Origin of the sequence: Thioclava sp. ES.031 (assembly GCF_002563775.1) — a bacterium.
Taxonomy (GTDB): domain Bacteria; phylum Pseudomonadota; class Alphaproteobacteria; order Rhodobacterales; family Rhodobacteraceae; genus Thioclava.
Genome location: NZ_PDJO01000001.1, coordinates 3,954,761 through 3,980,628, shown reverse-complemented (window position 1 = coordinate 3,980,628; position 25,868 = coordinate 3,954,761). Strand labels below are relative to the sequence as shown.

Here is a 25,868-nt window from a genome sequence, read left to right as displayed (position 1 = left end):
GCTCAGCGTTCCAATCCGATGAGCTTATCGAGAGAAAGCCGCCCGGGGCCCTTCATCAGAACCGTCAGAAGCGCGATTGCCCAAAGCCCATGCGTGACCCATGCGCCGGGATAGACGAAGATCTGGATCACCAGTGTCATCGCCAGAAGCGCCAGTGCAGCAAAGCGGCTGCCAAGGCCGAAGATCAGCAGCAATGGGAAGAAATGCTCCGCGAAGGTTGCGAGCACCGCCGCCCACTCATGCGGAATGACGGGCAGGTCGTATTCGTATTGAAAGAGGGTGAAGGTGGAATCCTTGATCATGAACCCCTCCACCTTGGTCCGCCCGGACATCCAGAACACCATCGCCGGAAAGAGCCGCGCTCCGATCAGAACAATCTCCTCCGGGAAGCGCTGGGCTATATCGGAAAACCGATGATACAGCCGGAATAGACCCTGTTTTGGCGTTTTCACCTCGATCGTATCGGTCATGACTCGTCTCCTGTTTCGATGCCCGCGCCGACGATCAGCGCGTTTTCCACCAGCAGCAGAAGCGCTGCGTTGAGGTCAAAATCCGCTCCCGCCCGATCCTGTGCGCGGGCGACGGTTTCGCCTGCACAGAGGGCCGAGACGAAGCGGCCGGTCGAACTGCGAACGACGGACGTGATCACATGAGAAATCCCGCGCCGTGCAATCAGCAGCGTCTCCGGTCTCCACTCCTTCGCCCGCGGTGGAGCGGGGCCACCCGGTTGTTGCGAGGCCCAGATCGAACCGGCGGGCGTCAGCAGCTGAAGAACCTGCACCGACGGATGAAGATCGAGGCACAGGTGAGTACCCGCGCGCGTGGCGGTCTCTTGCAGGCATTCCGGCGCAATAGGCTCTGAATCCGCTGCGTGATACGCCCGGCTGCGCGCCCATTCGATGCGGGCGACATCTGGCAAATAGCTCAGCGATTGCAGTGAAGGTTCATCCGCCAGATTGGCCGGGAACGCGCCGCCCCATTCGGTCAGGACGGGCGTGCGCGGCGGGTGCTCGGCGATATAGGCCCGGGCGAGCCCCCGGAAGCAATCCGCGCCAAGAAGCCGTTCGATTGCCGGAAAATGCCGCGCGAGGGCCTGTGTCAGCCCATGCGCCACGTTGTTGCGGTAAACGTCGAAGCGGCGCTCAATCTCGGTCGGATCTTGGGCGGTAGCGTTCTGCGGCGCGGGCCCTCCGGCCAGGCCCTCGCGGAAACCGCGGGCGAAGTCACGATGCGAGGGCATGGTGGTCACCCGACAGGATCATCGACGCACGCTCGGCCTCGGCCATCAAGGTGGCGAAGTCCGGCACGTCGTTATCCCATTCGATAAGGCTCGGTAGCGGGCCGGTTTTAGAGACTGTTTCAGCGTAAAGCGCCCAAACCGGCTCCGCGACTTCGCGCCCGTGGCTGTCGATCAGCAGGGGCCCGGAGGGCAGCTCTTCCTCTTCATGGCCCGCCAGATGAATCTCGCCGACACGGTTCAGCGGGAACGCCTCCAGATAGGTGCGCGGATCCTGTCGGTGGTTCACGCAGGACACGAAGACATTGTTCACATCGAGCAGCAATCCGCAGCCGGTCCGCTGGCTGATCTCCGTCAGAAATTCGGTCTCGGGGATATCGGAATTGTCGAAGAGCACATAGGTCGCCGGATTCTCCAGCAGCATCCGGCGGCCGAGATGCTCCTGCACCTCATCGACGTGATCGCAGATCAGCGACAGTGTTTCCGCCGTGTAGGGCAGGGGCAGCAGATCGTGCATCCAGACGCCGCCATGGCTTGCCCAGGCGAGGTGTTCCGAGAAGCTCTCGGGGTCGTATCGGTCGCACAAGAGCTTGAGCCGCGCGAGGTGGTCGCGATCCAGCGGATCGGGCCCGCCGATCGAGAGGCCCACGCCATGCACCGAAAGCGCATAATCCGCGCGCAACCGTTCCAGCATCGCATGCGGCATCCCGCCCGCACCCATATAGTTTTCCGCGTGGATTTCGAAGAAACCGAGATCCGGTTTCGTCTCTGTTATGGCGGGAAAATGCTCTGGCTTGAAGCCGAGGCCCGCTTTGCGTGGCAGTGTCATGGCAGCCTCCATCGGTGAGGAAACGGGGCGCGCGCAGTCCGCACGCCCCGCTTGGGATCACATCTCCTTGGGTTCGAGCGAGCCCATGCCGTGCGGCGTCTCGATCTCGGTGCAGGTGCCCGCCGGGACGAGTTTCCAGGCGTTGCCCTGATAATCCATCGTCGCGGTGCCGGCGCAGGTGGTGCCGGGCCCGGCGGCGCAATCGTTCTGCCCGGCCATCGCGACGCCGTAGCATTTCTCCATCGCCTGATCTTCGGCATGGGCGGCGCTGGCCAGCCCCATCGCGCAGGTCAGAGCGGTTGCAAAGCCAAGGGTGGTTTCGGTCTTCATGGTAGTCTCCCTGATTGGTTGGGACCGTTGCGGTCCTGATCACCCTTCGCGTCAGGTCACGGCCGCGTTACGCCGATCACGCCAGCGTGAACGAAAAAAGTTTTTCGCTCCGGCTGTAACGAAGGCATATTCGCGAACGAAAGGATGGCGATGATGCATGATCGGCGGGCAGATTGGTCGCAGCTCCTGCGGGCTGCGAATGCGGGCGACAAGCGCGCCTACGGTCTGTTCCTGCAGGCCGTTACCCCGGTGTTGCGGTCTGTCGTGCGGGCACGCGGTGCAGGGCTGTCCGAAGCCGATTGCGAGGATGTCGTGCAGGAGGTGTTGCTCGCCATCCATCTGAAGCGTCACACGTGGCGCGAGGATGAGCCGGCGGCGCCGTGGTGCTACGCGATCGCCCGGCACAAGGTGGTCGATGCGTTTCGCAAGCGCGGGCGACGTATCCATCTTCCGGTGGAGGATTTCGCCGAAATGCTGCCCGCCGCTCCAGAGGCCGATCCCACGGAAAAGGCCGATATAGAGACGTTTTTGACCCATCTCGAGCCCCGCGCCGCGCAGCTGGTGCGCGCTATCGGGCTCGAAGGGAAAAGCATCGCGGAAACCGGCGATGCGTTAGATATGAGTGAGGGAGCGGTGCGCGTGATGCTGCATCGTTCGTTGAAAAAACTGGCCGCGCTTCGCGAGAGGCTGATCGAGATATGAAAACCGAAGACCTGATATCCGTACTGCAACAAGACACGTTGCCCGATCCGCGCCCGAAGCAGGTGCTTGGCCGCTGGCTTGTGCCGGCGCTTCTGCTGTCGGCACTGTTCGTGATTTCGGTCTATGGCCTGCGTTTTCCGCTGCAACAGACCCTTATGACGCCGGAAATCGCCCCGAAATTCTACCTGCCGCTAGTTTTGGCCGTGCTTGTGACCCCGATGGCGGTGCGTTTGGGGCGGCCCACGGTGAAGGTATCGACCGGGTGGCTCTGGATTTTCCCCGCGATCGGGGCAGCGCTTTTGGCCTATGCCTTCCTGACCACGCCCGACGGTCAGCGCATGGCGGATTTCGAGGGCGAGACGATCCTGCCCTGCCTGATCTCCGTGCCGATGCTGTCCCTCCCGGCGCTGGGCGCGCTCCTTATCAGCTTGCGCAAAGGGGCGGTGACGCGCCCGGCCCGGGCCGGGGCGCTGGCGGGGCTTGCCGCCGGAGGCATGGGCACCGCGATCTATGCCCTGCACTGCACCGAGGACAGCCCGCTTTTCTACGTCACGTGGTACGGGGCCGGGATCGTCGTGGTGATGCTTGCGGGCGCTTTGATCGGGACGCGCGTGCTGCGCTGGTAGACCCTAATCCGGCCAAAACGCCAGATTTTCGATGAATTTCTCATGCAGGGTCGGGTTGGCGACGACCAGTCCGCTCGATTGCGGCGGCGACCGGTTGAACCGCAGCGCGCGGCCGTTGCGGTCGGTGGCGAGCAGCCCGGCGCGTTGCGCGATCAGGCTCGCCGCGGCGATATCCCACTCCCATGCCGGACGCAGCGAAATCGTCGCATCGAACCGCCCCTCCGCCACCAGACAGAGCCGCCACGCCAGCGACGAGCGGAAATGGCGTTGGTAATCCGGCGGACCGTGACGCCAGAAGCTTGGATTGTCGGAGAGTTTCGAGGTCAGCACCGTCGCACCGGACAGCGCCTCTTGCGCGCCGGGGCGCAGGGGCTCGCCGTTCAGGCAGGCCGGACCGTCGATCGTCGCGGAATAGGTGAGATCGTGCACCGGCAGATGCACCACGCCCGCAATGACCGCGCCATCGCGCACCACGGCGAGCGCATGGGCGAAACCGCCGTCATGGGCGAGGAAGGCGCGCGTGCCGTCGATCGGATCGACGATGAAGGTCGAGCGCGCCTCGAGACGCGCCGGATCGTCGGTGCTTTCCTCCGACAGCCAGCCGTAATCGGGCCGGGCGCCGCGCAGGCGCTCTTCCAGCAGCGCGTTCACCGCCAGATCGGCCTCCGAGACCGGACCGGCCCCGTCGCCTTTGTCCCAGGCTTCGGGCGCCTTCTTCCAGTAAGTCAGGGCGAGCGCACCGGCCTCTTTCGCGGTCTCGATGAGCAGGGGAAGATCAGTCTCCGGCAAGCGTCATTCCTTCGAGAAGGAGCGAGGGCACGATATGGCTCAGATGCATCCGCGCGTCATTCGCGGGCCGGATGCTGCGGAGCATATCGCGCAGGTTGCCCGCGATTGTGCATTCATTGACCGGATAGACCGGCTGGCCGTTTTCCACCCAATAGCCCGAGGCCCCGCGCGAATAATCGCCCGTATTGGGGTTGATCGTGGCCCCGATGAAGGAGGTCACGAGAAGCCCAGTGCCCATCTCGGCCATCAGCTCTTCGCGCGTCTGGTCGCCTTGGGTCAGGGTCACGTTGCCGATGCCGGGCGAGGGCGGCGAAGAGGTGCCGCGGCTGGCATTCGCGGTCGACTGCAGCCCCAGCTTGCGCGCGCAGGCGAGGTCCAGCGTCCAGCTTTTCAGCACACCATTCTCGACGATGGCGCGGCGCGCGGTGGCCAGACCCTCGGCGTCGAAGGGGCGCGAGCCGGAGACGCGCTTGCGATGCGGCTCCTCGATCAGCGACAGGCCTTCGGGCAGGACCTGTTCGTCCAACGCGTCGCGCAGCCACGAGGCGCCGCGGCAGATCGCCTGCCCGTTCACCGCCGACAGAAGATGCCCGATCAGGCTGCCCGAGACGCGCTCGTCGATCAGCACCGGATAGGCGCCGGTTTTCGGGCGGCGCGGATTGGCGCGGGCGGCGGCGCGTTCGCCTGCCAGACGCCCGATTTCCTGCGCGCTGGGCAGATCTGACTGGAAGATGCGGCTCTCGGCGGCCCAGTCCCGCTCCATCCCCAGCCCCTCGCCGGAAATTGCGACGGCGGAGACGACGCGCGAGCTGCGATCGTAACCGCCCGCGAAACCGTTGGAGGCCGCGACATGGACGCGCCGATAGGAATAGGCGGCGGAGGCGGATTGCACCTTGGTGACGCCGTCGACGCCAAGCGCTGCGGCCTCGGCCTCGAGCGCATCGGTTTGCAGCGCCTCGGCGGAGGGCTCGGCGCTCGGATCGGCCAACTCCATGCCGTCCGCATCGCGGCGGTCGGTCAGCTGCGACGGATCGGCGAGCCCGATGAACGGATCTTCCGGCGCTTCGCGGGCCATCGCGATCGCGCGCTGCGCCATTTCCTCGAAGGTGCGGGCGGAAATATCGGAGGCGGACACGCAGGCCTGTTTGCCGCCGAGAAGGACACGCAGCCCGATCTCGACGCCCTCCGACCGCTCGGCCTGTTCGAGACGGCCTTCGCGGACATCGATCGCAACCGAGCGCCCATCGACCGCAATGGCATCGGCGGCAGGCGCACCTGCGCGCTTCGCAGCCTCGAGCAGCGACTGGGTCAGATCGGAGAGAGAGGGCTTGGTCATTTCCACCTCGTGAGAAAAACGAAAGCCGCCCGGAGACCCGGACGGCTTCTCGCCGTGGGTTTCAGTCTTTACTGGACGCGTTGGCCGTTGACGAGGATTTCCCCGCCATCCTTGAACTCGACCTGCGACTCGTAGGCATCGTCGCCCGTGGGCTTGGCGTAGAGGCCGAGCATCATCCGCCCGAACATGATCTGATCCTGCGGCACGAGCCCCATCGCGACCAGCTTGTCCATCAGCGCATTCGCCCCGGTCAGCGTCAGGTCGATCTTGCCCGTGGGCATCGGCATCGGCCCGCCATTTTTCAGCTCGAGCGCGCCGTTGCCGTTCAGATCGGCGCCGACCATCGACAGCTTGATGTTGTTGATATCGACGGTGTCGACCTGCATCGGCGGCGAGTCCATCGCGGCGGCGGCCGGGCTGAACAGGTCCTCGGAGAGCTTCATCTTGCCCGAGAGATCGACCTGCAGCGTCGCCGGGTCATGCGGCAGATCGCCATTCGGGTCGAACATGGCCCAGATATTGTCCGAGACCGTGACGCCGTTGAAGCCAAGCTTCGCCTTGTAATCCTGCGCCTCATCCGATTTCGCGACCGGCATCGCGAAGGTCATGTCCGCCGACTGGATATCCGCGGTGATCGGGAAGGGAAGTTCGGGCGTCGTCATCTCGATATGGCCGGTATTGCTCTGGCCACCGAAGGACAGGCCGTCCTTCGACATCGCGATATCGAGCTTGCCGCCCTCATCGCTGGATTTCTGATCGACCTTGCCGTCGGGACTGTCAGCGGTCGTCGTCCAGTTCGAGCTGGCATAGGTCATGCTCAGATCGAGGTTCGCCCCGGCATTGAGCGCCTCGTCGAGTTTCTCGGAGTCGATGCCTTTGGGCATCGCGAAACTTCCTTCATAGGCGAGGTCGTTCATCTGGCCGTTCATGTTGAACGTGCCGCTGCCCTCGGGATCGGCGCCCGACGCGGTCAGGTCGAGCGTGCCGATGGACATCTTGGAGTCGACCGAATGCATGTCGCCATCGACGACGTGGTAATTGCCCTTGGTGTTCTCCAGCGAGACGTACATTTTGACCGGTACATCCTGCCCCTCGGCGGTGACGGTCTGGTCGAGATCCATCGTCAGTTTCGGCGCGTCGATATCGTAGGTCAGGTCGCCCGGCGACCCGGAGACGATGACCTTGCTGTCCGTCTGGGTCATCGTCATCTTCATGGCGATGTCCGAGGCGTCGGTGCCCGGCTTGCCGGTCATGTCGCCGGTCATCGTCTCGGGGAAGGTCGTCTCCACCGTGCCGTCGCCGCGATCGCGCAGCTTGAGTTCCGGCACGTCGAGGGTGAGGCTCATATTGTCGACATTGCGCACCATCTTCACGTCGGAGACGGTGAGCGTGTCGCCCTCTCGGTTCTGACCGCCGACCATCACCTCGTAGCCGTAGGTCTGGTATTCGGATTGCCACGCCTGCCAGACCTGCTCTGCGGTGACATCCGCGAAAGAGGCCGTGGTGGACAGCAGCGAAACCACAACGGCGCCGGAACCGACGGTTTTGAGCCATGCCATGAGAGGGGTACCTTTCCACTGAGAACCAAGTCGCGGCCATCCTCCTTTGGGTCAGGCCGATGGTCAAGCCTTCCCGGGGCTGCTAGACGGGTTTCACGGGAGTTGTGAGGAGGTTGGGAATGATCCGCCACGAGATCGAAAACGGGCTGTGGCGCGTGACCATAGACCGGCCTGAAAAAGCCAATTCGCTGACCGGCGCGATGCTGGGTGAGATCGCCGATCTGGCCGAGCGCGCGGGGCGCGAAGAGGCGCGGGCTTTCGTGCTGAGCGGGAATGGCAAGGTCTTCTCCGCCGGCGCCGATCTGGACGAGGCGAAATCCGGCACGCTGGCGACCGATCCGGTCTGGGAGCGGCTTTCGGGCGCGATCGCGGCGCTGCCCTGCCTGACGATCGCGGCGCTCAACGGCACGCTGGCCGGGGGCGCGATGGGCATGGCGCTGGCCTGCGATCTGCGCATCGCCGTGCCGGGCGCGAAGTTCTTCTATCCGGTGATGAAGCTCGGTTTCCTGCCGCAGCCTTCGGACCCGGCGCGCATGGTCGCGCTGGTGGGGCCTGCGCGGGCGAAGATGATCCTGATGGCGGGACAGAAGATCGAGGCCGAAGAGGCGCTGAGCTGGGGGCTGATCGACCGGATCGTGCCGCACGAGGCGCTGGAAGAGACGGTCGAGATGCTGGCCGCCGATGCGCTGGGCGCGCGGGCCGCGCATGTCGCCGGGATCAAGGCGCTGATCCGCTAAAGCGAACGGCCCGGACAGGCCGGGCCGTGGGTCGTCGTCAGATGCGCGAGGTGCTCGCGATCAGGCGTAGACGCTTTCTTTGCCGAAATGCTTGGTAAGCATGTAATAAATCACGGCGCGATATTTGTTGCGCTCGGAATGGCCGTAGGTCTCGATGACGCTGTCGATCGCATCCATCAGCGCCGGGCTGTCCGAGAGGCCGAGTTTCTTGATGAGGAAATTGTTTTTCACGGTTTCAAGTTCGGCCTTGTCCGTCGCCGCCACGGTCGAGGCATCCGCATCGTAAATCGAGGGGCCGCAGCCGATCGTTACCTTGGTCAGAAGATCCATGTCCGGGGTCATGCCGCATTTGGATTTCAGATCCTCGGCGTATTTCTCAATCAGCTCGTCTCTTTTACCCATGTGTCCCACCTATCAGGTTGCTCTGCCCAGAAATGAAGGCAGCCGCAGGGTAAGCCGAGATGGTGAAATTACAAAGCGCAAATCCCGGAGCCTCTCGCGCCTCAACCGCCGCCGCGACAGGAGACGCATTGCGTGAAGGTCGGGTCGAGTTCGAGACGCTTCTCGGGGATCGGCTCCCCGCAGCTGTCACAATAGCCGAATTCGTCCTCCGCTATGCGCTGGAGCGCGGCCTCGATCGCCGTGATCCGGTGCTGACGGCGGCCATCGACCGCATTGGCCATCGCCTGGTTCTGCAGCGCATCCATGCGCGACAGCCGCCCGACGCTTTGCTGGTCCAGCTCGACGGGTTTGCGGGTCTGCGCGGTGTCCTGCGACGCGCTGCGCAGCTCGGCCAGCTCCGCCTCCAATTGCGGTTTGAACCGCGCGGCAAGGTCTTCGGGTGTCATCGCTCTCCTCCTGTCCCGAGGAAAACCGATCATGGCCTGCGTTGCACGTAAAAAGGCCGCACCCGAAGGCGCGGCCTTTGAAATCGCGATGCGATCCGGTCAGTAGCGGTAATGCTCGGGCTTGAAGGGCCCTTCGACCGTGACACCGATATACTCCGCCTGATCGGGCTTGAGCTGGGTCAGCTTCACGCCAATCCGCTCCAGATGCAGACGGGCGACCTTTTCGTCGAGATGTTTGGGCAGGATGTAGACGCCCGGCGCATAGTCTTCGCCCTTGGTCCACAGCTCGATCTGCGCCAGTACCTGATTGGTGAACGACGCCGACATCACGAAGCTCGGGTGGCCGGTCGCGTTGCCGAGGTTCAGCAGGCGGCCTTCCGACAGCAGGATGATGCGCGAGCCCGAGGGCATCTCGATCATGTCCACCTGGTCCTTGATGTTGGTCCATTTGTGGTTCTTCAGGTTCGCGACCTGAATTTCATTGTCGAAATGGCCGATATTGCCGACGATCGCCATGTCCTTCATCTCGCGCATATGCTCGATCCGGATGACGTCCTTGTTGCCGGTGGTGGTGATGAAGATGTCGGCGCTGTCGACGACGTCTTCCAGCACGACGACTTCGAACCCGTCCATCGCGGCTTGCAGCGCGCAGATCGGATCGACTTCGGTGACCTTCACGCGAGCGCCCGCGCCACGCAGCGACGCGGCGGAGCCTTTGCCCACATCGCCATAACCGCAGACCACAGCGACCTTGCCGGCCATCATCGTGTCGGTGGCGCGGCGGATGCCGTCCACGAGGCTCTCTTTACAGCCGTATTTATTGTCGAATTTCGACTTGGTGACGGAGTCGTTCACGTTGATCGCCGGGAAGGGCAGCAGGCCCTTCTTGTGCAGATCGTAAAGGCGATGCACGCCGGTGGTGGTCTCTTCGGAGACGCCCTTGATCGCGTCGCGCTGCTTGGTGAACCAGCCGGGGCTTTCCTTCATGCGCTTCTTGATCTGGGCGAACAGCGCCTCTTCCTCTTCCGAGGTGGGCACTTCGATCAGGTCGGGCTCGCCATTTTCGACGCGCGCGCCGAGCAGGATGTAGAGCGTCGCATCCCCGCCATCGTCGAGGATCATGTTGCAGGTGCCTTCCTCGAACTGGAAGATCTGGTCGGTATAGGACCAGTATTCCGTGAGCGTCTCGCCCTTGATCGCGAAGACGGGCGTGCCGCCAGCGGCGATCGCCGCGGCCGCGTGATCCTGCGTCGAGAAGATGTTGCACGAGGCCCAACGCACATCGGCGCCAAGCGCCTTGAGCGTTTCAATCAACACGGCGGTCTGCACGGTCATGTGCAGCGACCCCGCGATGCGCGCGCCTTTCAGCGGCTTGCTTTCACCGAATTCCGTGCGGCAGGCCATCAGGCCCGGCATTTCGGTTTCGGCGATGTCGAGCTCTTTGCGGCCATAGTCGGCCAGAGCGATATCCTTGATGACGTAATCGGCCATGCGCGGCTCCCAATCTGAATTTGGAAGCTATGTAGCACCGGGACCGTAAAGCGGCAATGAACGCCGATCACGATCAGGTTGCGGGAAGAATCCCTTCACGATGCAGGAGCGCAACCGGGTTGTTGCCACGCTTCCAATCGGTACCCGAGGACACGATGCAGGAGACGTTGTCGGCACGGGTATAGACCGCGGTCCAGGTGCCCATGATGCTCGAGGCGTACAGCTCGACCTTCCGGTGATCGCCAAGCTGCTTCGTCATCGCGGGCTTCTCCGCGAAGTCGTGATTGAGCGAGTCCACGAGTTTCGCGCGGTTGTCGCAATAGGGCTGATCGGGGCTTTGCGCCTCGCCGATCGCGGTGACGTCGTCGAAGGCCGACAGATCGCCATAGGGAATCTCGGACGGAATATTCTCCATCGGGCGGCCATCGCCCTCGTAGCCATCCAGCATGACCTGCCGCGCCGATTCAGCTTGCGGGGCCGGCTGCACAGCCTCGTCGCTGCGTACGGCGGCGATGGCGATGGTAGCGGGGATCGAGATAATCGCGATCCCGGCGGCAAAGAACGTAGTTTTCGAGGTCTGCATTTCGGCGTCCCCTTTTTCTCTCCGTGTCAACCCAAGAACACACTCCGCGCGAAAATGTTCCTCAATCTGTGGCGTTTACAGCTGCAATGGCTTTGGCTAGTCACAGTTACGCGCTGCATGAGAGGGGCGAATGGAGATCAATCTGGCCTGTTCGAAACCTGCGCAGCACCGCTCTGCGATCGCGTTTTGCTGCGATGACGCTTACCTGCCTTATGCCGCGCATGCGGCGGGACAGATCGCGCAGCTCCACCCGGATCGGGAGTTCGATATCTGCATCGTCAGCGCCGAACCCGTGACGCTTCCGGCGTCGCTCGACGAGTTGAACCTGCGGCTGTGCAGTTTCGATCCCGACCTGATATTTTCGGGGTTCTCGACCGATCGGGGACGCAGTTCGGCCATGTATATGCGGCTGATGCTACCGCAGATTTTCGCGGATGATTATGATCGCATTCTTTATCTGGATGCCGATGTTCATGTCGAAAGCGGCGATCTCTCGCGGCTGCATGAGGCGATGGTCAGCGCGCATATCGTGCATTTCATCGGCCCGTCGAAACCGTGGAGAGCGCGACCGGAAACCCTGCCGCCGCGCTTTGGGCGGGGTTTGCGCCATTTCTGCGCCGCGCATTTCCCGGAGCGTCGCTTCGATATTCCCGACGGCCCCGGACCGGGCAGCAAGCTGATGACGAAAATGCTCGTCCGGCATCTCATCAACAGAAACAAAATGGCACGCTATCTCGCGCGCTTTCCCGACGACTATACGGTGATCACATGAAACGCGCTTGGCAAAGGATGCTTTCGGGACGCAGGCTCGACCTGCTGGACCCGACGCCCGTCGATATCGAGATCGAGGATATCGCGCATGGTCTGGCTTTCGTGGCGCGTTGGAACGGGCAGACTTTCGGCGACTGGCCCTATTCTGTGGCCGAGCATTCGCTGCTGGTGGAACAGATTTTCTGCCATCAGAATCCGAAAATCGCCGCGAAATGGAAATTGGCGGCGCTTTTGCACGATGCGCCGGAATATGTGCTGGGCGATATGATCAGCCCGGTGAAGGCGGCGATTGGCGAAGGCTATGGCACGCTTGATGATCGGCTGATCGCGGCGGTGCATATACGCTTCGGTCTACCCGCAGCGCTCCCGGTACGAATCAAGCGCGCGATCAAAAAGGCGGATATCGTCTCGGCGCGGTTGGAAGCCGAACAGATCGCCGGGTTTTCCAAGGTGGAGGCTGACAAGGTTTTCGGAAAGCTCGCGCCTGAATATGCCGAAACCTTTAAAATCCATCTGCGGCCGCCCTCGGAAGTGCGCGCGGATTATACCGCACGCCACGAAGCGCTTTTGGCAGAACTGTAATACGAGTGTCTGCCATTTCGGCAGGCACTCGTATTCAAAAATACTTATCTGTTTCTCAGATCTTCAGATCTTCAGATCGTCGAGCGATTTGCCATTATCAAGTGCGGCTTGAACCCAGCGCGGTTTGCGGCCACGACCGGTCCAGGTTTCGCTGGCATTGTCGGGATTGGCATATTTCGGCGGCACGGTGCGGCGCGGCTTGGCCGAGCCCGACCCGGTCAATTCCGCCAGCGAATAGCCCATATCACGGGCCGCGCGCTCAAGCTGATCGATCGCTTCTTTCTTCTTGCGATCCTCGTAGCCGGAAATCGCCTTGTCGACTTGCTTGCGAAGAGCCTTGAGCTCGTCGAGGGACATATCATCGAGATTCATTTTAATGCTCCGAATTGGATATCCGGAGCATTAAATAGAATGGTTAATTAATTAACAACCTAACCAAAGCGTCACCTTGGGCTTCTCTTAGCCAAAATCCGCTGAAGGGTCCGGCGATGCATATTTAGGCGGCGCGCGGTTTCCGAAACATTCCGGTCGCAAAGTTCGTACACCCGTTGAATATGTTCCCAACGCACGCGATCCGCGCTCATCGGGTTTTCCGGCGGCGGGGGGGCGACTTCGCCTTTCGCCAATAGCGCATTTGTGACGTCGGTGGCATCGGCGGGTTTCGCGATATAATCGGTCGCGCCCATTTTCACGGCGGCCACTGCGGTCGCGATGGCCCCATATCCGGTCAGCACCACGATCCGCGCATCGGCGCGCTTTTCGCGCAGCGCTTCGACCACGTCGAGCCCATTGCCATCCTCGAGCCGCAGGTCGATCACCGCATAGGCGGGCGGGTTCGATTGCACGATGGCGCGCCCTGCGGCGACGGTTTCGGCGGTCTGGGTCTCGAAGCCGCGTTTCTCCATCGCGCGGGCCAGCCGCGTGAGAAACGGCAGATCATCATCGACGATCAGAAGCGATTTGTCCGACCCGATATCGGCGCTGATGTCTTCAGCCATTATCGTAACTCCCTCTCGCCGAGTTTGACGCTTGGATTTGTTTTAAGCTGTTGCGCCTGCTCGGTCAATTTCCGGCTGCACCGTCGGGATTGGCCTTTTTCCACGCATCGACGAAACAGGAGACGCTGTCGGCCATCTGCTCGGGCGTCGTGTCGCGGTTGTAGTATTCCGCGAAGCCGGTGTCCGGGAAGACCAGATAGCTTTGGGTCGAGTGATCGATCAGCGTGTAGGGATCGCCCGGGTCCTGCACTTTGAAATAGGTGCGGTATTCCTGCGAGACCTTCTTGATCTGCTCCGGCGTGCCGGTCAGCCCGATCATCTTGGGATGCATGAGATCGGTGAATTCCTTCAGCAGCTCGGGGGTGTCGCGTGCGGAATCGACCGAAATGAAGACCGGCGTCACCGAATAGCCGCGCTTTTCGAGAAGGCTTACGGCTTCGGCATTGCGCGCACTGTCGAGCGGGCAGACATCCGGGCAATAGGTATAGCCGAAATAGAGAATGCTCGGCTCGGTGATGACATCCGTATTCGTCACTTCCTTGCCGTTCTCATCGGTCAGGGTGAAAGGACCGCCGATTTCGCCTGCGCCGCCTGCGACGACGCTTTGCCGGCACTGCGCGAAAATATCGTCGTCATTGCTGCGGGTCGCGGCGAACCAGGTGACGCCCAGGCCGATGACCACGATCGCCGTCGCGGCGGCGGCGGAAATTTTCGCAATACGGTTCATATTGTCACTCCTCTCACGGCTGCATTGATCGCGCGGCGGGCGCCGATTATCAATGCTTTCATGCCGCCAATTCCGGCGATGTGCGCTTTGGACGCGGGAGACGACATGGCTCAACGCCTCGAGGCCCAACCCGGCCCGGCCGAGATTCACCACGACTGGGTGCGCCTCCGGACGCTGATCTTCCTGCGCTGGACCGCGATTGTCGGTCAGCTCGGCGCGATCTTCGTTGCCTATTTCGTCTATGATATCGCGCTGGATCTGGCGCTGTGCCTTGCCACCGTCGCGGCGGCGATTGCTGCCAATCTCGTGGCGATTTTCCTGTTTCCCGACACCAAGCGCCTGACCCAGCCCGAGGCGGCGGCGACGCTGATGTTCGACATGGCGCAGCTTGCGCTACTGCTGTCGATCACGGGTGGGATGAACAATCCCTTCGCGCTGCTCATTCTCGTGCCGGTGACCATAGCGGCCACCGCGCTGGAGCGGTCTGCGACGATCCTGCTGGGCCTTGCGACGATGGTGATGATCTCGATCGTCGCCGTGGTCTATTTGCCGCTGGTCAGCAAGACCGGCGAGGTGATCGCCGTGCCCGACGTCTTCGAATTCGGCTATTGGCTGTCGATCATCATCGGCGTCGCTTTCTTGGGTGCCTATGCGCATAAGGTGGCGAGCGAAGTGCGCTCCATGGGCGATGCGTTGCGCGCGACCCAACTGGCCCTGACGCGCGAGCAGAAGCTGACCGATCTGGGCGGGGTCGTCGCCGCGGCGGCGCATGAGCTGGGCACTCCGCTTGCGACGATCAAGCTGGTGAGTTCGGAACTGGCCGACGAGCTCGAAGACAGTCCCGACCTGCGCGACGACGCGCTCTTGATCCGCGAGCAGGCCAATCGGTGCCGCGACATTCTCCATTCGATGGGCCGTGTCGGGAAAGACGATCTGCATATGCGGACCGCGCCCATCGTCGCCGTTCTGCGCGAAGCGGCGGACCCGCATCTGGAGCGCGGGATCGAAATTCACTTCGATGCCCATCCCATCGTCGAGGGGCTGGAGCGGCAGCCGACGATCTACCGCTATCCCGAACTGATCCACGCGCTGCGCAATTTCATCCAGAACGCCGTCGATTTCGCGCAATCCACGGTCTGGGTCGAGGCGGAATGGGACGACGAAGAGATCACCGTGCGGATCAGCGATGACGGCAAAGGCTATCCGACGAGCGTGCTCAACCGGATCGGCGATCCCTTCCTGCAGCCGCGTGCGAATGCGGCGGAGCGCAAAGGCTATGAGGGGATGGGGCTGGGCGTTTTCATCGCGAAGACCCTGATCGAGCGGACGGGCGGGCGGCTCACCTTCTCGAATGGCGACGCGCCCTATTTCCCCGGCGCGACCTCGCCCTCGCGCTCCGGTGCGGTGGTGGAAGTCGTCTGGCCCGCCGCGCGTCTCGTGGCGCGTGACGACGCAGGTCTCGGGCTGAACCAGCCGATCGCGGTCTGATCGCCGTCACCCCTCTTGCCGCTCCTCTCACCGCTCGCCGAGTGAAGTTAACGCTGAGTTAACGAATCTTTCGCACCCTCAACCTGGGGACAGGTTTGAGAGGCCGAAAGACATGACGACTGCATGGCTTGAGGCGACGATGATCGCGCTTACCTCGGTGGGCGCGGCCTTGGTCGCGTTGCTGCTGACATGGCTCGCCGTGGGCCGCGCGCCGGGGCGCAGGCTGACCCCCGCTGCGCAGGAAGACCTCGAAGAGGTGGCCTTCCTGTTCGACGATGAGGCCCTTGTGGATGCAACGCCCCCCGCGCGGCGCTTGCTGGAATCGATGCCCATCGGGGCGAGCGACTGGACGCGCTTCACAGCGTTCGCCGCGCCGCGCTTTCCCGAATTTCAGTCCCGCATCGGCCAGCTCGCCGATCTCGGGCGGCTCGAGATGACCGAGATTGCGAGCGCCACCGACAAGCCCCGGCTCCGCCTCACCGTCGAGAATTTCAACGGTCTGGCGCGGATCACCCTCGTCGACCCCGAAGGCGAGGGGCAGGGCCAGCGCGTCGACAGTCTCTCTTTCCGCGCGATGGAAGACGAATTGGAGATGATGCGCACGACGCTCGACCGGTCGCCGGTTCTGATCTGGCGGACCGAGAAGGGCGGTGAGCTGAGTTGGGCAAACAGAGCCTATCTCGCCCGCGCAGGGGCCTTCGATGCGGGGGAAGAAGGGTTTGGATGGCCGCTGCCGAGCCTGTTCACGCTGCCGCTCGACGCATTCGACGGCGGCGGGCCGCATCGTCTGGAAATCGGCCGAGCCTCACAAGGTGCCTCGGACACGGCGACATGGTTCGACTGTCACTCCGTCGTTCTCGAACGCGGCACGCTGCATTTCGCCCTCCCCGCCGACGCCGCCGTGCGGGCCGAGAAGGCGTTGCGCGATTTCGTCCAGACCCTGACCAAGACCTTCGCCGACCTGCCGATCGGGCTCGCGATTTTCGACCGGGACCGGCAGCTGCGGCTGTTCAATCCTGCGCTGAGCGACCTTCTGCAGCTCGGGCCGGAACTCCTCGCGACGCGCCCGACGCTCTACGCCTTTCTCGACAGGCTACGCGAAACCAAGATGATGCCCGAGCCGAAGGATTACCGAAGCTGGCGGCAGGAAATGACAGAGCTGGAGCAGGCCGCTGCCTCCGGGTTTCACGCCGAAACCTGGAACCTGCCCGGCGGGCAGACCTATCGCGTCACCGGACGCCCGCATCCCGATGGCGCGGTGGCGTTCCTGTTCGAGGATATTTCGTCGGAAACGTCTCTAACCCGGCAGTTTCGTGGTGAAATCGAGATGTCTCAGGAGGTGCTCGACCGGGTCGGCGACGCGATCGCGGTGTTCCGCCCCTCGGGCGAATTGGCGACGGCGAATGCCGCCTATGGCGCGCTCTGGGGGGTCGAGCCGGAGGCGACGCTGGGCCGGGTGACCCTGCTCGACGCGGTGAAGCAATGGCAGGCGCGCGCCGAACCCAGCGCCTTCTGGTCGTGGCTGCAAAATCTCGCCCGGGAAATCGGCGCGCGCGAGAACCTGACCGAAGAGATCATCCTGCTCGACGGGCGGCATGTGACCTGCCGGCTCGAGACGCTTTCGGGCGGGGCGTTCCTCCTGCGATTCAGCGTCGATACGGCGTCCGACACGTCGCCGCCACGTCAGACGGGCACCGCCGTCGCGCAGCAAGGCTAGCCGCTTGGCAAAGGGGCGATCGGCGCGCTAGAACCGAGCCATGCACGCGCCGACGCACGCCCCCGTTTCCAGCGAAATGCCCTGCCTCGATCTCCCCGATCCCGAGGCGACGGAGCGGCTTGGCGCGCTCTTTGCCGAATTCGCCGGACCGGGCGATGTGCTGCTGCTCGACGGTCAGATCGGCGCCGGGAAGACCCATTTCGCGCGCGCCCTGATCCAGGCGCGGCTCGGCGTGGCCGAGCATGTGCCCTCGCCGACCTTCACGCTTGTCCAGACCTACGAGGCCGATTGCGAAATCTGGCATGCCGATCTCTATCGGCTCACCGACCCCGATGAGGTTCTCGAGCTCGGGCTGGATGCGGCCTTCGACAACGCGATCTGCCTGATCGAATGGCCCGACCGGCTCGGGTCCGCCGCGCCGAAAGGGGCGCTTCGGCTGCGTTTCGAGCAAACCGAAGAAGGCGCGGCGCGAAGGGTCTGTTTCGAGACGAATACACCTCTTTCGCGGCAGGTTCTGGAGGCGTGGAATGGCTGACGAAGCCGAGATTCAAAGCTTCCTCACCGCCGCCGGGTGGCACGACGCCAGCCGCCGCCCGCTCGCCGGAGATGCCTCGGCCCGCAGTTACGAACGCCTGACCCGCGGCGCAGATCGCGCCGTGCTGATGAAAGCGCCCGACGGGGCCGAGATCGCCCGGTTCACCCGCATCGGCGATTGGCTCGCCGAAGCCGGTTTTTCCACCCCGAAGGTACTCGCGCGCGACGATGCGGCGGGGCTGCTGTTGCTCGAAGATTTCGGCGATGCCCTCGCGGCTCGCCACCTCGACGCGAGGCCCGAAAACGAGCCTGCGCTTTATGCTCTGATCACCGAATTCCTTGCCGATCTTCCCCGCCATGCGCCGCCCGAGGATCTGCCGCTGCTGGATGGTCCCGCGCTCGCCGATCTTCTGGATTTGGTGCCGGAGTTCTACCCCTGCACGGATCGCGCCGCCGCGGATGCGCTCCAACAGGCGATTTCCGATAAATTCGACACTCTTCCCGCGTGGAAGCCGGTCCTATGCCTGCGCGATTTCCATGCGGAGAACATCATTCTGCTGGATCGTCCGGGCCTGCGCCGCCTGGGGCTTCTCGACTATCAGGACGCGCTGCGCGCCCACCCCGCCTATGATTTGGTCTCCGCGCTGCAAGACGCGCGGCGCGACGTGAGCCCGCAGGTCGAGAAAGCCGAGATCGCCCATTACTGCGCGCTGACCAAGACCGATCCGGGCGCGTTCCAGCTCGCCTACCGGCTGCTCGGCCTGCAACGCGCGCTGCGGATTCTCGGGATCTTCGCGCGGCTGACCATTCGAGACGGGAAGCCCCAATATCTTGAGTATATGCCCCGCGTTTACGCCTATATCTCGCGCAACCTCGCCGATCCCGCGCTTGCCGATCTGGCGGAGCTGTTCCACTCTGCCTATCCTGCGCCCGACCCGAATTTGATTGCTGATTTGAGACAAAAATGCCCGACCAGCCCGACGCCTTGATGCTCTTCGCCGCCGGTTTCGGCACGCGCATGGGCGCGCTGACGCAAACGCGGCCCAAGCCGATGATCGAGGTCGCCGGGCGTCCTCTGATCGATCACGCGCTCGATCTTGCACGGGCGGGCGGGGCGCGGCGGCTGGTGGCCAATGTGCATTACCTCGCCGATCAGGTGGTCGCGCATCTGGCCGGGCAGGACGTCGCGATCTCTGATGAGCGCGACGAAATTCTGGAAACCGGCGGCGGGCTGCGCAAGGCGCTGCCGCTGCTGGGTGAGGGGCCGGTGATGACGCTCAACACCGATGCCGTCTGGCGCGGCGCGAACCCCGTGGCCCGGCTGCGTGAAGCGTGGCGGCCCGAGGATATGTCGGCGCTTCTGATGCTGGTGCGGCCCGAAAATGCGCGCGGACATACGGGCGCGGGCGATTTCACGATGGACGAGACCGGCCGCCTGACGCGCGGGCCGGGCTATATCTATACCGGTGCACAAATGCTGAATCCCGCTGGAATAGGGTCTATTTCTGAGCGGAGCTTCTCGCTGAACATCCTTTGGGACGAGATGATCGCGGCGGGGCGCGTCTTCGGTCTCGTGCATGACGGGGGGTGGTGCGATGTCGGGCGACCCGAGTCCATTCCTTTGGCCGAGGCGATGCTCGATGAGTGAGGCCATCGCCTCCGTCTATGGGCTCCCGCCGGGCGTCGATTTTCCCCGCGCCCTGGTTGCTGGCCTGCGCGCGCGCTTTGCCGATCAGCCGCCCGAGGCGCTGGCCCGGGTCACCCTCTATCTGAACTCCGGGCGGATGCGTCGCCGGGTGCGGGAGGTCTTCCTCGAAAGCGGCGCGCTCTATCTGCCGCGGCTCCTGCTGGTCAGCGATCTCGGGGCCGATCCGCTCGCGGGTCTGCCGCTGCCGGTGCCCCCGCTGCGCCGCAAGCTCGAACTGGCCCAGTTCGTCGAGCAACTCACCCGCGCCATGCCCGAATTCGAGGCGGGCGCGAGCCAATTCGCGCTGGCCGAGAGCCTGTATTCCCTTCTTGCCGAGATGCAGAGCGAGGGCGTCCATATCGACGATCTCGACCAGCTGGAGCTGACCGAGACCCACGCCCGCCACTGGCAGGAGAGCCTGCGCTTCATCCGCATCATCGCCCGCTATTTCGAAAGCGACGCCGAGTTGGACCGCGAGAGCCGACAGCGGATGGTCGTGGAGGCGGTGATCGAGCGTTGGCGCGAAAGCCCACCCGCGGATCCGGTGATCGTCGCAGGCTCGACCGGTTCGCATGGGGCGACCTCGCTCTTCATGCAGGCGGTTGCGCGGTTGGAAAACGGGTCGATCGTTCTTCCCGGCTTCGACCGCAACATGACGCAGGCGGCGTGGGATAGTCTCTATTCTGGCCCATTTCCGCTCGAAGACCACCCGCAGTTCCGCTATCGCAGCTTGCTCGACAAGCTCGGACTTTCGGCGGACAACGTCGTCGATTGGGACCAGATCACCGCGCCGGACCCGGGCCGCAACCGTCTCGTTTCGCTCGCGCTGCGGCCGGCGCCGGTTACCGATCAATGGCGGCGCGAAGGCGCTGGGCTGGGGCCGCTCGTTCCGGCCTGTCAGGGGCTGTCGCTGATCGAAGCGCGCGATCCGCGCCATGAGGCGCTGTCGATCGCGCTCGCGCTGCGCGACGCGGTCGAGCGGAGCGTCAGTTCGGCTCTGATCACGCCCGATCGCCTTCTGGCGCGCCGCGTGTCGGCGGCGCTCGACCGGTGGGGGATCGTGCCGGACGACAGTGCGGGGCAGCCGCTGCAGCAGACTGCGCCGGGCCGGTTCCTGCGGCAGATCGCGGCGATGCGGGCGCGTCCGGTCGGGATCGCCGATCTGATCGCGCTCCTGAAACATCCCCTCACCGCGACCGGCGAGGAAGAGCGCGGGCCGCATCTGCGCAATACGCGCGAGCTGGAGCTGCGCCTGCGCCGCTATGGTCCCGCCTTCCCGGATCGCGAGAGTCTCACGAAATGGGCAGAAAAAGACCCTGATTCACGGGAATCCTGGGCACAGTGGCTCTGCGATATTCTCGAGGATTTCGCGGCACCCCCCGCGGCCGCGCTGGCAGATCATGTGGAACAGCACTTCCGGCTCGCCGAACGGGTCGCCGCCGGACCGAGTGCCGCGACCGAGACCAGCGAGCTATGGCGCGAGGCGGCGGGTCGTGAAGCGCGTCGCCTGATGGAAGACCTGCGTAGCCAGTCCGGCTTCGGCGGGCATCTCGGCGCGCTCGATTACGCCGATCTGGTTAACCGGCACCTTCAGAGCGGGCTCGTGCGGCAGACGCTCGCCGCGCATCCGCTGATCGCGATCTGGGGGACGCTGGAAGCGCGGGCGCAGGGCGCCGAACTGGTGATCTGTGGCGGGTTGAACGAGGGAAGCTGGCCCGAAGCCCCCGCGCCCGATCCGTGGTTCAGCCGTCAAATGCGGCTGGAATCGGGTCTATTGCTGCCCGAACGGCAGGTCGGCCTCTCGGCGCATGACTTCCAGCAGGCGGTTGCCGGGCCGCAGGTGATCTTGTCGCGCTGTGTGCGGGATGCGGAGGCGCAGACGATTCCGTCGCGCTGGCTCAATCGTCTCTTGAACCTCGTCGACGGTCTGCCCGATCAAGGCGGCACCGAGGCGCTGGCCGAGATGCGCGGGCGCGGTAAACGCTGGCTCGATCTGGCGGATGCGCTCGAGACGCCGCGGATCACGCTGGAGCCCGCCAAACGCCCGTCACCGCGCCCGCCGGTCGATGTGCGCCCGCGCGAATTGCCGGTCACCGCGATCGAGACCCTGATCCGCGACCCCTATGATATCTACGCGAAGCGCATCCTGAAGCTGCGCGCTCTCGATCCGCTGCGCCCCGAACCCGACGCCTTGCTGCGCGGTCAGGTGCTGCACCAGATCGTCGAAACCTTCGTGAAGACCTATGACGAGACCGCCACGATCGAGGCGGCGCTGGCACGTCTGATGGAGATCGCCGAGGAGGTGATGCTCCGGGAAATTCCGTGGCCCAGTGCGCAGCGCATCTGGCTCGCGCGGGTTCGGGGGATCGCCGAGACTTTCTGCCGGGCCGAGGCCGAGCGTCGCGCGCAGGGCGCACCCATGGTGGTGGAGAAAAAAGGCTCTGTTTCACTGCAAAACCCGCTTTTCACGCTGACCGCGAAACCCGACCGGATCGATATTCTCGAAGACGGGCGCGCCTGGATCTACGACTACAAGACCGGCACGCCGCCTTCCGAGCGGGAAGTGATGGCGTTCAACAAGCAGATGCTTCTGGAGGCCGCGATGGTCGGGCGCGGGGCGTTCGAGGCGATCGGGCCGCGCGAGGTCGCGGGCATGTCCTATGTGCGGCTCGGCGGCGACGGCGCCACCACGCAGATCAAGGGCAAATCCGGGGATCGTAGCGAGACGCCCGAGGAAAGCTGGGAGAAATTCCGCAAGCTGATCGCGCGCTATTTCGAGCCGGCTCAGGGCTTCACCGCGCGGCGCGCTCCGCAGAAGGCACGCGCCCGGACGGATTACGATCAGGTCTCGCGCTTCGGGGAATGGGATGTCACCGATGAGGCCGAGGGGGAGGACGTGTCATGACCCATCCGGCCAGCCTCAGACAGCATCAGGCCTCGCAACCGGACAGCTCGGTCTGGCTCGCCGCGAATGCGGGGTCGGGCAAGACCAAAGTGCTGACCGACCGCGTCGCGCGCATGCTTTTGGCGGGAACAGAGCCTCAACGCATCCTGTGCCTGACCTACACCAAGGCCGCCGCGGCGGAGATGCAGAACCGTCTGCTCGGGCTGCTGGGCGGCTGGGCGATGATGGACGAGGCGAAGCTGCGCGAGAAGCTGCGGGCGCTTGGTGCCGATGAGTCGCTGTCGGCCGAGGATCTGGCGAAAGCGCGGCGGCTGTTCGCCAAGGCGATCGAGACGCCGGGCGGGCTGAAGATCCAGACCATCCACGCCTTCTGCGCGGGGTTGCTGCGCCGCTTCCCGCTCGAGGCGAAAGTCTCGCCGGGCTTTTCCGAGATGGACGACCGCGCCGGGGAATTGATGCGCGAGGATATCCTCGAGGAGATCGCGACCGGCCCGGATTGCGACCGGCTCGATGCGTTGCTCGGCGTCTATTCCGGTGAGGATCTGACGGCCCTCGCAGCCGATATAAGCCGGAATAGGGTCGGTTTTGTAGGCGATCTGGGCTTTCCCGATCTGCTGGAAGCCTACGATCTGCCGCGGGACATGACCGAAGAGGCGCTGCTGTCCGAGGTCTTCGACGACGGGGATCTGAAGTTGATCCGCGACGTCGCGCCTGCGTTTCTCGCGAGCTCCAAGAACGATCAGCGCGTCGGCGCAGGGTTGGCGGCGGCGCATGAACGCGATCTGGACGCTGTGCAGGCTCTGGAAGACGTGCTTTGCGTCAAGAAACCGAAGGACGGACCGCCCTATCAGCCCAAGCTCGACAAGGTCGCCACCAAGGCGCTCGCCAAATCGCTGGGCGACGGCACGATGGCGGCGCTGTCCGATCTGTCCGAGCGCGTCTCCGAGAACCGTCCCCGCCGCCTCGCTTTCGTCGCGGCCAAGCGCGCCCATGCGTTGCACCGCTTTGCGCAGGTCTTCCTGCCGCGGCTCGACGCCTATAAGGCCGCGCGCGGCTGGCTCGATTTCGACGATCTGATCGACCGCGCGGCGGCGCTGCTCGACGAGCCGTCGGTGGCGCAATGGGTGCTGTTCCGCCTCGATGGCGGGATCGACCACATCCTCGTCGATGAGGCGCAGGATACCAGCCCCCGGCAATGGCGGGTGATCGAGCGGATCGCCGAGGAATTCACCTCCGGTGAAGGCGCGCATAAGGGCGAGCGCACGCTCTTCGTGGTGGGCGACCGCAAGCAGTCGATTTATTCCTTCCAAGGGGCCGACCTTCAGCAATTCGAGGAAATGCGCGCCCATTTCGCCCGAAAATTCGCGGATATCGGTCGCGCGCTCTCTCCGCTGGAGCTGGAGCACTCCTTCCGATCGTCCGCCGCCGTGCTGCGTTCCGTGGACCTCGCTTTTGCGCGCGGGGCCGAGCAGGGCCTGGGCGGCGCGCCCTCGCATATCGCCTTCCACGAGGCGCTACCGGGCCGCGTCGATCTATGGCCTGCGATCGAGTCGGTGAAGACGGAGGACAAGGACGATTGGGAAAGCCCGGTCGATCTGACGAGCGCGGAATCTGCGATTTCCCAGCTGTCGCGCATGATCGCCGCCGAGATCTCCGCGATGATCGCGCAGGGGGTGCAGATCCCCGATCACGAGGCGCCCGGCGGCGCGCGCCCGGTGCATGAGGGCGATTTCCTGATCCTCGTGCGGCGTCGCTCGGAGCTGTTTTCCGAGATCATCCGCGCCTGCAAATCGATCGGGCTGGCGGTCGCGGGGGCGGATCGCCTGAAGCTCGGGGCGGAGCTTGCGGTGCGCGACATCCGCTCGCTTCTCAGCTTCCTCGCGACGCCCGAGGACGATCTGTCGCTGGCGGAGGCGCTGCGCTCGCCGCTTCTGAACTGGTCCGAGCAGGAGCTCTATCAGCTCGCGCAGCCCCGGAAGGGCTATCTCTGGGAGGCGCTCCGCCGTGGCGAGATGCGGCCCGATACGCAGGAGATGCTCAAAGATCTGCGCGACAATTCCGATTTCCTGCGGCCATTCGAGCTGATCGAACGCCTGCTGACCCGGCATGGCGGGCGCGAGCGGCTTCTGGCGCGGCTTGGGCCCGAGGCGGAAGACGGGATCGACGAGCTGATCTCGCAAGCGCTGGCGTTCGAGCGCAATGAAGTGCCGAGCCTGACCGGGTTCCTCGGCTGGCTCGATGCGGATGACGTGCAAGTGAAGCGGCAGCTGGACGGGGCAGGGCGCGCGATCCGGGTGATGACGGTCCACGGCTCGAAAGGGCTGGAAGCGCCGATCGTGATATTGCCCGATACGGCGAAGAAAAAAGAGCCTAATCCGCCGAAAATCCTGCGTCTGGACAATGGCGTCGCGGGCTTGCGGCAGCCCGCGCCGGACGCGCCGGAGGCGCAGCTTTCCGCCGCAGGAAAAGAGACGACTGCCCGGGCGGAGGAGGCGCAGCGGCTTCTCTACGTCGCGATGACGCGGGCGGAGAAATGGCTGATCGTGGCCGCAGCTGGCGAGGTCGGCGAGGGCGACGAGACTTGGTATAGCCGGATGAAATCGGGCCTCGAAGCTGCCGGGACCGAGGACGTCACGGGCCTTTCCAGGCCATTGCAGGAATTGGGCGAGTTTCCACGCCACGCGACCGGCGCATGGCCGGAAAACGCGCGCGCCCCGGCAGCCGCAGAGGAGGTCACGCGACTGGATCTGCCCGCATGGAGCCTCACGCCCGCAGCCGCCGTCGAGCCGCCGCCGCGCCCGCTTTCGCCCTCCGATCTGGGCGGGGCGAAGGCTCTGTTCGGCGATGGCGAGATGATGGATGAAGACGAGGCGCTGCGGCACGGGCGCAACCTGCACCGGCTTCTCGAACATCTGCCGGACCGGCCGCGCGACCAGTGGGAAGACCTTGCCGAACTGTTGCTGTCCGAGGGCGAGGATGCGCTGCTTCCGGGTGAAATAGAGCCTGTTTTGGCCGAGGCGATCCGCGTTCTCGAAGCGCCGGGCATGGCGGCCTGGCTGGGCCCGGACTGTCTGGCGGAGGTCGAGATCACCGCCGCGCTGGAGGAATTCGGCGGCCAGCGGATTCACGGCTTCATCGACCGTCTGCGGATCGATACCGAAGGGGTTCACATTCTCGATTACAAATCCAACCGCATCGTCCCGGCGTCGCCCGATCGGGTGCCCGAAGGGATCGTGCGACAGATGGCCGCCTATCGCGCGGCATTGCGCCAAATTCACCCCGGACGCAGCATTACCTGCGCGATCCTGTGGACACAGGACGGAACGATCATGCCGCTCGCAGATGCACAGCTAGACGGGAGCTTGCGCACGCCCACTGTATCTTGACGCCGA

At 64.2% G+C, this 25,868-nt stretch carries 26 protein-coding genes; 12 read left to right on the top strand and 14 right to left on the bottom strand.

Going from position 1 to position 25,868, the window contains the following annotated elements:
• Positions 1-2 precede the first annotated feature (2 nt).
• The 4 genes from AXZ77_RS19020 to AXZ77_RS19005 are packed head-to-tail and all read right to left on the bottom strand — an operon-like array spanning position 3 to position 2,396.
• Positions 3-470 (bottom strand): DoxX family protein, encoded by a 468-nt coding sequence (locus AXZ77_RS19020; protein ID WP_098412353.1) that lies wholly within the window; start codon positions 468-470, stop codon positions 3-5.
• Positions 467-1,240, bottom strand: coding sequence for a DNA-binding domain-containing protein (locus AXZ77_RS19015; protein WP_098412352.1), 774 nt, complete (start codon positions 1,238-1,240; stop codon positions 467-469). The genes AXZ77_RS19020 and AXZ77_RS19015 overlap by 4 nt, the downstream gene beginning before the upstream one ends.
• The gene (locus tag AXZ77_RS19010; protein WP_098412351.1) at positions 1,224-2,066 is read right to left on the bottom strand and encodes a DUF692 family multinuclear iron-containing protein; all 843 of its coding nucleotides are present in this window, start codon (positions 2,064-2,066) and stop codon (positions 1,224-1,226) included. Before AXZ77_RS19010 ends, AXZ77_RS19015 begins: the two co-directional genes overlap by 17 nt.
• 57 nt (positions 2,067-2,123) lie before the next feature.
• Positions 2,124-2,396, bottom strand: coding sequence for a DUF2282 domain-containing protein (locus AXZ77_RS19005; RefSeq protein WP_078522705.1), 273 nt, complete (start codon positions 2,394-2,396; stop codon positions 2,124-2,126).
• Between the two features lie 153 nt (positions 2,397-2,549).
• Here AXZ77_RS19005 and AXZ77_RS19000 point away from each other — a divergent pair, with 153 nt between their 5' ends.
• Positions 2,550-3,098, top strand: coding sequence for a sigma-70 family RNA polymerase sigma factor (locus AXZ77_RS19000; protein ID WP_078522786.1), 549 nt, complete (start codon positions 2,550-2,552; stop codon positions 3,096-3,098).
• Positions 3,095-3,724, top strand: a complete 630-nt coding sequence (locus AXZ77_RS18995) for an NrsF family protein (protein WP_098412350.1) — start codon at positions 3,095-3,097, stop codon at positions 3,722-3,724. The genes AXZ77_RS19000 and AXZ77_RS18995 overlap by 4 nt, the downstream gene beginning before the upstream one ends.
• 3 nt (positions 3,725-3,727) lie before the next feature.
• Here AXZ77_RS18995 and AXZ77_RS18990 read toward each other — a convergent pair whose 3' ends face one another.
• From AXZ77_RS18990 to AXZ77_RS18980, 3 genes are all read right to left on the bottom strand, one after another.
• The gene (locus tag AXZ77_RS18990; RefSeq protein WP_098412349.1) at positions 3,728-4,513 is read right to left on the bottom strand and encodes a 3'(2'),5'-bisphosphate nucleotidase CysQ; all 786 of its coding nucleotides are present in this window, start codon (positions 4,511-4,513) and stop codon (positions 3,728-3,730) included.
• Positions 4,500-5,849 (bottom strand): TldD/PmbA family protein, encoded by a 1,350-nt coding sequence (locus tag AXZ77_RS18985; RefSeq protein ID WP_098412348.1) that lies wholly within the window; start codon positions 5,847-5,849, stop codon positions 4,500-4,502. Before AXZ77_RS18985 ends, AXZ77_RS18990 begins: the two co-directional genes overlap by 14 nt.
• 68 nt (positions 5,850-5,917) lie before the next feature.
• Positions 5,918-7,408 (bottom strand): DUF2125 domain-containing protein, encoded by a 1,491-nt coding sequence (locus tag AXZ77_RS18980; RefSeq protein WP_098412347.1) that lies wholly within the window; start codon positions 7,406-7,408, stop codon positions 5,918-5,920.
• A 119-nt stretch (positions 7,409-7,527) separates the two neighbouring features.
• On the opposite strand from AXZ77_RS18980, the gene AXZ77_RS18975 reads away from it, so the two are divergent.
• Positions 7,528-8,145: an enoyl-CoA hydratase/isomerase family protein gene (locus tag AXZ77_RS18975; protein WP_098412346.1), complete on the top strand. Its 618-nt coding sequence runs from the start codon at positions 7,528-7,530 to the stop codon at positions 8,143-8,145.
• Between the two features lie 60 nt (positions 8,146-8,205).
• On the opposite strand, the gene AXZ77_RS18970 is transcribed toward AXZ77_RS18975, so the two are convergent.
• The 4 genes from AXZ77_RS18970 to AXZ77_RS18955 form a co-directional block, all read right to left on the bottom strand.
• On the bottom strand, positions 8,206-8,547 hold the full coding sequence (locus AXZ77_RS18970; protein ID WP_098412345.1) for a DUF2853 family protein: 342 nt from the start codon (positions 8,545-8,547) through the stop codon (positions 8,206-8,208).
• Positions 8,548-8,648: 101 nt separating this feature from the next.
• Positions 8,649-8,993 (bottom strand): TraR/DksA family transcriptional regulator, encoded by a 345-nt coding sequence (locus AXZ77_RS18965; RefSeq protein ID WP_078541458.1) that lies wholly within the window; start codon positions 8,991-8,993, stop codon positions 8,649-8,651.
• 99 nt (positions 8,994-9,092) lie between these two features.
• Positions 9,093-10,484, bottom strand: a complete 1,392-nt coding sequence (gene ahcY / locus AXZ77_RS18960) for an adenosylhomocysteinase (RefSeq protein WP_098412344.1) — start codon at positions 10,482-10,484, stop codon at positions 9,093-9,095.
• A 73-nt stretch (positions 10,485-10,557) separates the two neighbouring features.
• Positions 10,558-11,067 (bottom strand): hypothetical protein, encoded by a 510-nt coding sequence (locus AXZ77_RS18955; RefSeq protein ID WP_098412343.1) that lies wholly within the window; start codon positions 11,065-11,067, stop codon positions 10,558-10,560.
• Positions 11,068-11,197: 130 nt separating this feature from the next.
• Here AXZ77_RS18955 and AXZ77_RS18950 point away from each other — a divergent pair, with 130 nt between their 5' ends.
• Entirely contained in the window at positions 11,198-11,839 is a 642-nt protein-coding gene (locus tag AXZ77_RS18950; protein ID WP_255266548.1) for a glycosyltransferase, read from the top strand.
• Entirely contained in the window at positions 11,836-12,420 is a 585-nt protein-coding gene (locus AXZ77_RS18945; protein ID WP_098412342.1) for an HD family hydrolase, read from the top strand. The genes AXZ77_RS18950 and AXZ77_RS18945 overlap by 4 nt, the downstream gene beginning before the upstream one ends.
• A gap of 63 nt (positions 12,421-12,483) precedes the next feature.
• On the opposite strand, the gene AXZ77_RS18940 is transcribed toward AXZ77_RS18945, so the two are convergent.
• The 3 genes from AXZ77_RS18940 to AXZ77_RS18930 all read right to left on the bottom strand — a co-directional run bounded on the left by AXZ77_RS18940 (position 12,484) and on the right by AXZ77_RS18930 (position 14,145).
• Positions 12,484-12,798 carry an H-NS family nucleoid-associated regulatory protein gene (locus AXZ77_RS18940; RefSeq protein ID WP_176536108.1) on the bottom strand — a complete coding sequence of 105 codons (315 nt, stop codon included), beginning with the start codon at positions 12,796-12,798 and terminating at the stop codon, positions 12,484-12,486.
• A gap of 65 nt (positions 12,799-12,863) precedes the next feature.
• Entirely contained in the window at positions 12,864-13,418 is a 555-nt protein-coding gene (locus AXZ77_RS18935) for an ActR/PrrA/RegA family redox response regulator transcription factor (RefSeq protein WP_078522717.1), read from the bottom strand.
• Between the two features lie 64 nt (positions 13,419-13,482).
• Positions 13,483-14,145, bottom strand: a complete 663-nt coding sequence (locus AXZ77_RS18930) for an SCO family protein (RefSeq protein ID WP_078522718.1) — start codon at positions 14,143-14,145, stop codon at positions 13,483-13,485.
• Between the two features lie 105 nt (positions 14,146-14,250).
• Here AXZ77_RS18930 and regB point away from each other — a divergent pair, with 105 nt between their 5' ends.
• The 7 genes from regB (at position 14,251) to addA (ending at position 25,862) form a co-directional block, all read left to right on the top strand.
• On the top strand, positions 14,251-15,633 hold the full coding sequence (gene regB / locus AXZ77_RS18925) for a sensor histidine kinase RegB (protein ID WP_098412341.1): 1,383 nt from the start codon (positions 14,251-14,253) through the stop codon (positions 15,631-15,633).
• A 112-nt stretch (positions 15,634-15,745) separates the two neighbouring features.
• Complete coding sequence (locus tag AXZ77_RS18920; RefSeq protein ID WP_098412340.1) at positions 15,746-17,350, top strand: PAS-domain containing protein; 1,605 nt, start codon at positions 15,746-15,748, stop codon at positions 17,348-17,350.
• A 40-nt stretch (positions 17,351-17,390) separates the two neighbouring features.
• Positions 17,391-17,885, top strand: a complete 495-nt coding sequence (tsaE, locus tag AXZ77_RS18915; protein WP_098412339.1) for a tRNA (adenosine(37)-N6)-threonylcarbamoyltransferase complex ATPase subunit type 1 TsaE — start codon at positions 17,391-17,393, stop codon at positions 17,883-17,885.
• The gene (locus tag AXZ77_RS18910; RefSeq protein ID WP_098412338.1) at positions 17,878-18,873 is read left to right on the top strand and encodes an aminoglycoside phosphotransferase family protein; all 996 of its coding nucleotides are present in this window, start codon (positions 17,878-17,880) and stop codon (positions 18,871-18,873) included. The genes tsaE and AXZ77_RS18910 overlap by 8 nt, the downstream gene beginning before the upstream one ends.
• Positions 18,849-19,532 (top strand): nucleotidyltransferase family protein, encoded by a 684-nt coding sequence (locus AXZ77_RS18905; RefSeq protein ID WP_098412337.1) that lies wholly within the window; start codon positions 18,849-18,851, stop codon positions 19,530-19,532. The genes AXZ77_RS18910 and AXZ77_RS18905 overlap by 25 nt, the downstream gene beginning before the upstream one ends.
• On the top strand, positions 19,525-22,476 hold the full coding sequence (addB, locus tag AXZ77_RS18900; protein ID WP_098412336.1) for a double-strand break repair protein AddB: 2,952 nt from the start codon (positions 19,525-19,527) through the stop codon (positions 22,474-22,476). Before AXZ77_RS18905 ends, addB begins: the two co-directional genes overlap by 8 nt.
• Positions 22,473-25,862: a double-strand break repair helicase AddA gene (addA, locus tag AXZ77_RS18895; protein WP_098412335.1), complete on the top strand. Its 3,390-nt coding sequence runs from the start codon at positions 22,473-22,475 to the stop codon at positions 25,860-25,862. The genes addB and addA overlap by 4 nt, the downstream gene beginning before the upstream one ends.
• The last annotated feature ends 6 nt before the right edge of the window (positions 25,863-25,868 follow it).

Excerpts from the sequence above, each read along its gene's own strand:
- AXZ77_RS19010 (WP_098412351.1), bottom strand. The coding sequence starts at position 2,066 with ATGACACTGCCACGCAAAGCGGGCCTCGGCTTCAAGCCAGAGCATTTT.
- AXZ77_RS18945 (WP_098412342.1), top strand. The coding sequence starts at position 11,836 with ATGAAACGCGCTTGGCAAAGGATGCTTTCGGGACGCAGGCTCGACCTG.
- AXZ77_RS19015 (WP_098412352.1), bottom strand. The coding sequence starts at position 1,240 with ATGCCCTCGCATCGTGACTTCGCCCGCGGTTTCCGCGAGGGCCTGGCC.
- AXZ77_RS18905 (WP_098412337.1), top strand. The coding sequence starts at position 18,849 with ATGCCCGACCAGCCCGACGCCTTGATGCTCTTCGCCGCCGGTTTCGGC.
- AXZ77_RS18950 (WP_255266548.1), top strand. The coding sequence starts at position 11,198 with ATGGAGATCAATCTGGCCTGTTCGAAACCTGCGCAGCACCGCTCTGCG.
- AXZ77_RS19020 (WP_098412353.1), bottom strand. The coding sequence starts at position 470 with ATGACCGATACGATCGAGGTGAAAACGCCAAAACAGGGTCTATTCCGG.
- AXZ77_RS18965 (WP_078541458.1), bottom strand. The coding sequence starts at position 8,993 with ATGACACCCGAAGACCTTGCCGCGCGGTTCAAACCGCAATTGGAGGCG.
- tsaE (WP_098412339.1), top strand. The coding sequence starts at position 17,391 with ATGCACGCGCCGACGCACGCCCCCGTTTCCAGCGAAATGCCCTGCCTC.
- AXZ77_RS18935 (WP_078522717.1), bottom strand. The coding sequence starts at position 13,418 with ATGGCTGAAGACATCAGCGCCGATATCGGGTCGGACAAATCGCTTCTG.
- AXZ77_RS18980 (WP_098412347.1), bottom strand. The coding sequence starts at position 7,408 with ATGGCATGGCTCAAAACCGTCGGTTCCGGCGCCGTTGTGGTTTCGCTG.
- AXZ77_RS19005 (WP_078522705.1), bottom strand. The coding sequence starts at position 2,396 with ATGAAGACCGAAACCACCCTTGGCTTTGCAACCGCTCTGACCTGCGCG.
- ahcY (WP_098412344.1), bottom strand. The coding sequence starts at position 10,484 with ATGGCCGATTACGTCATCAAGGATATCGCTCTGGCCGACTATGGCCGC.
- AXZ77_RS18995 (WP_098412350.1), top strand. The coding sequence starts at position 3,095 with ATGAAAACCGAAGACCTGATATCCGTACTGCAACAAGACACGTTGCCC.
- AXZ77_RS18920 (WP_098412340.1), top strand. The coding sequence starts at position 15,746 with ATGACGACTGCATGGCTTGAGGCGACGATGATCGCGCTTACCTCGGTG.
- AXZ77_RS19000 (WP_078522786.1), top strand. The coding sequence starts at position 2,550 with ATGCATGATCGGCGGGCAGATTGGTCGCAGCTCCTGCGGGCTGCGAAT.
- regB (WP_098412341.1), top strand. The coding sequence starts at position 14,251 with ATGGCTCAACGCCTCGAGGCCCAACCCGGCCCGGCCGAGATTCACCAC.
- AXZ77_RS18970 (WP_098412345.1), bottom strand. The coding sequence starts at position 8,547 with ATGGGTAAAAGAGACGAGCTGATTGAGAAATACGCCGAGGATCTGAAA.
- addB (WP_098412336.1), top strand. The coding sequence starts at position 19,525 with ATGAGTGAGGCCATCGCCTCCGTCTATGGGCTCCCGCCGGGCGTCGAT.
- AXZ77_RS18955 (WP_098412343.1), bottom strand. The coding sequence starts at position 11,067 with ATGCAGACCTCGAAAACTACGTTCTTTGCCGCCGGGATCGCGATTATC.
- AXZ77_RS18910 (WP_098412338.1), top strand. The coding sequence starts at position 17,878 with ATGGCTGACGAAGCCGAGATTCAAAGCTTCCTCACCGCCGCCGGGTGG.
- AXZ77_RS18985 (WP_098412348.1), bottom strand. The coding sequence starts at position 5,849 with ATGACCAAGCCCTCTCTCTCCGATCTGACCCAGTCGCTGCTCGAGGCT.
- AXZ77_RS18975 (WP_098412346.1), top strand. The coding sequence starts at position 7,528 with ATGATCCGCCACGAGATCGAAAACGGGCTGTGGCGCGTGACCATAGAC.
- addA (WP_098412335.1), top strand. The coding sequence starts at position 22,473 with ATGACCCATCCGGCCAGCCTCAGACAGCATCAGGCCTCGCAACCGGAC.
- AXZ77_RS18930 (WP_078522718.1), bottom strand. The coding sequence starts at position 14,145 with ATGAACCGTATTGCGAAAATTTCCGCCGCCGCCGCGACGGCGATCGTG.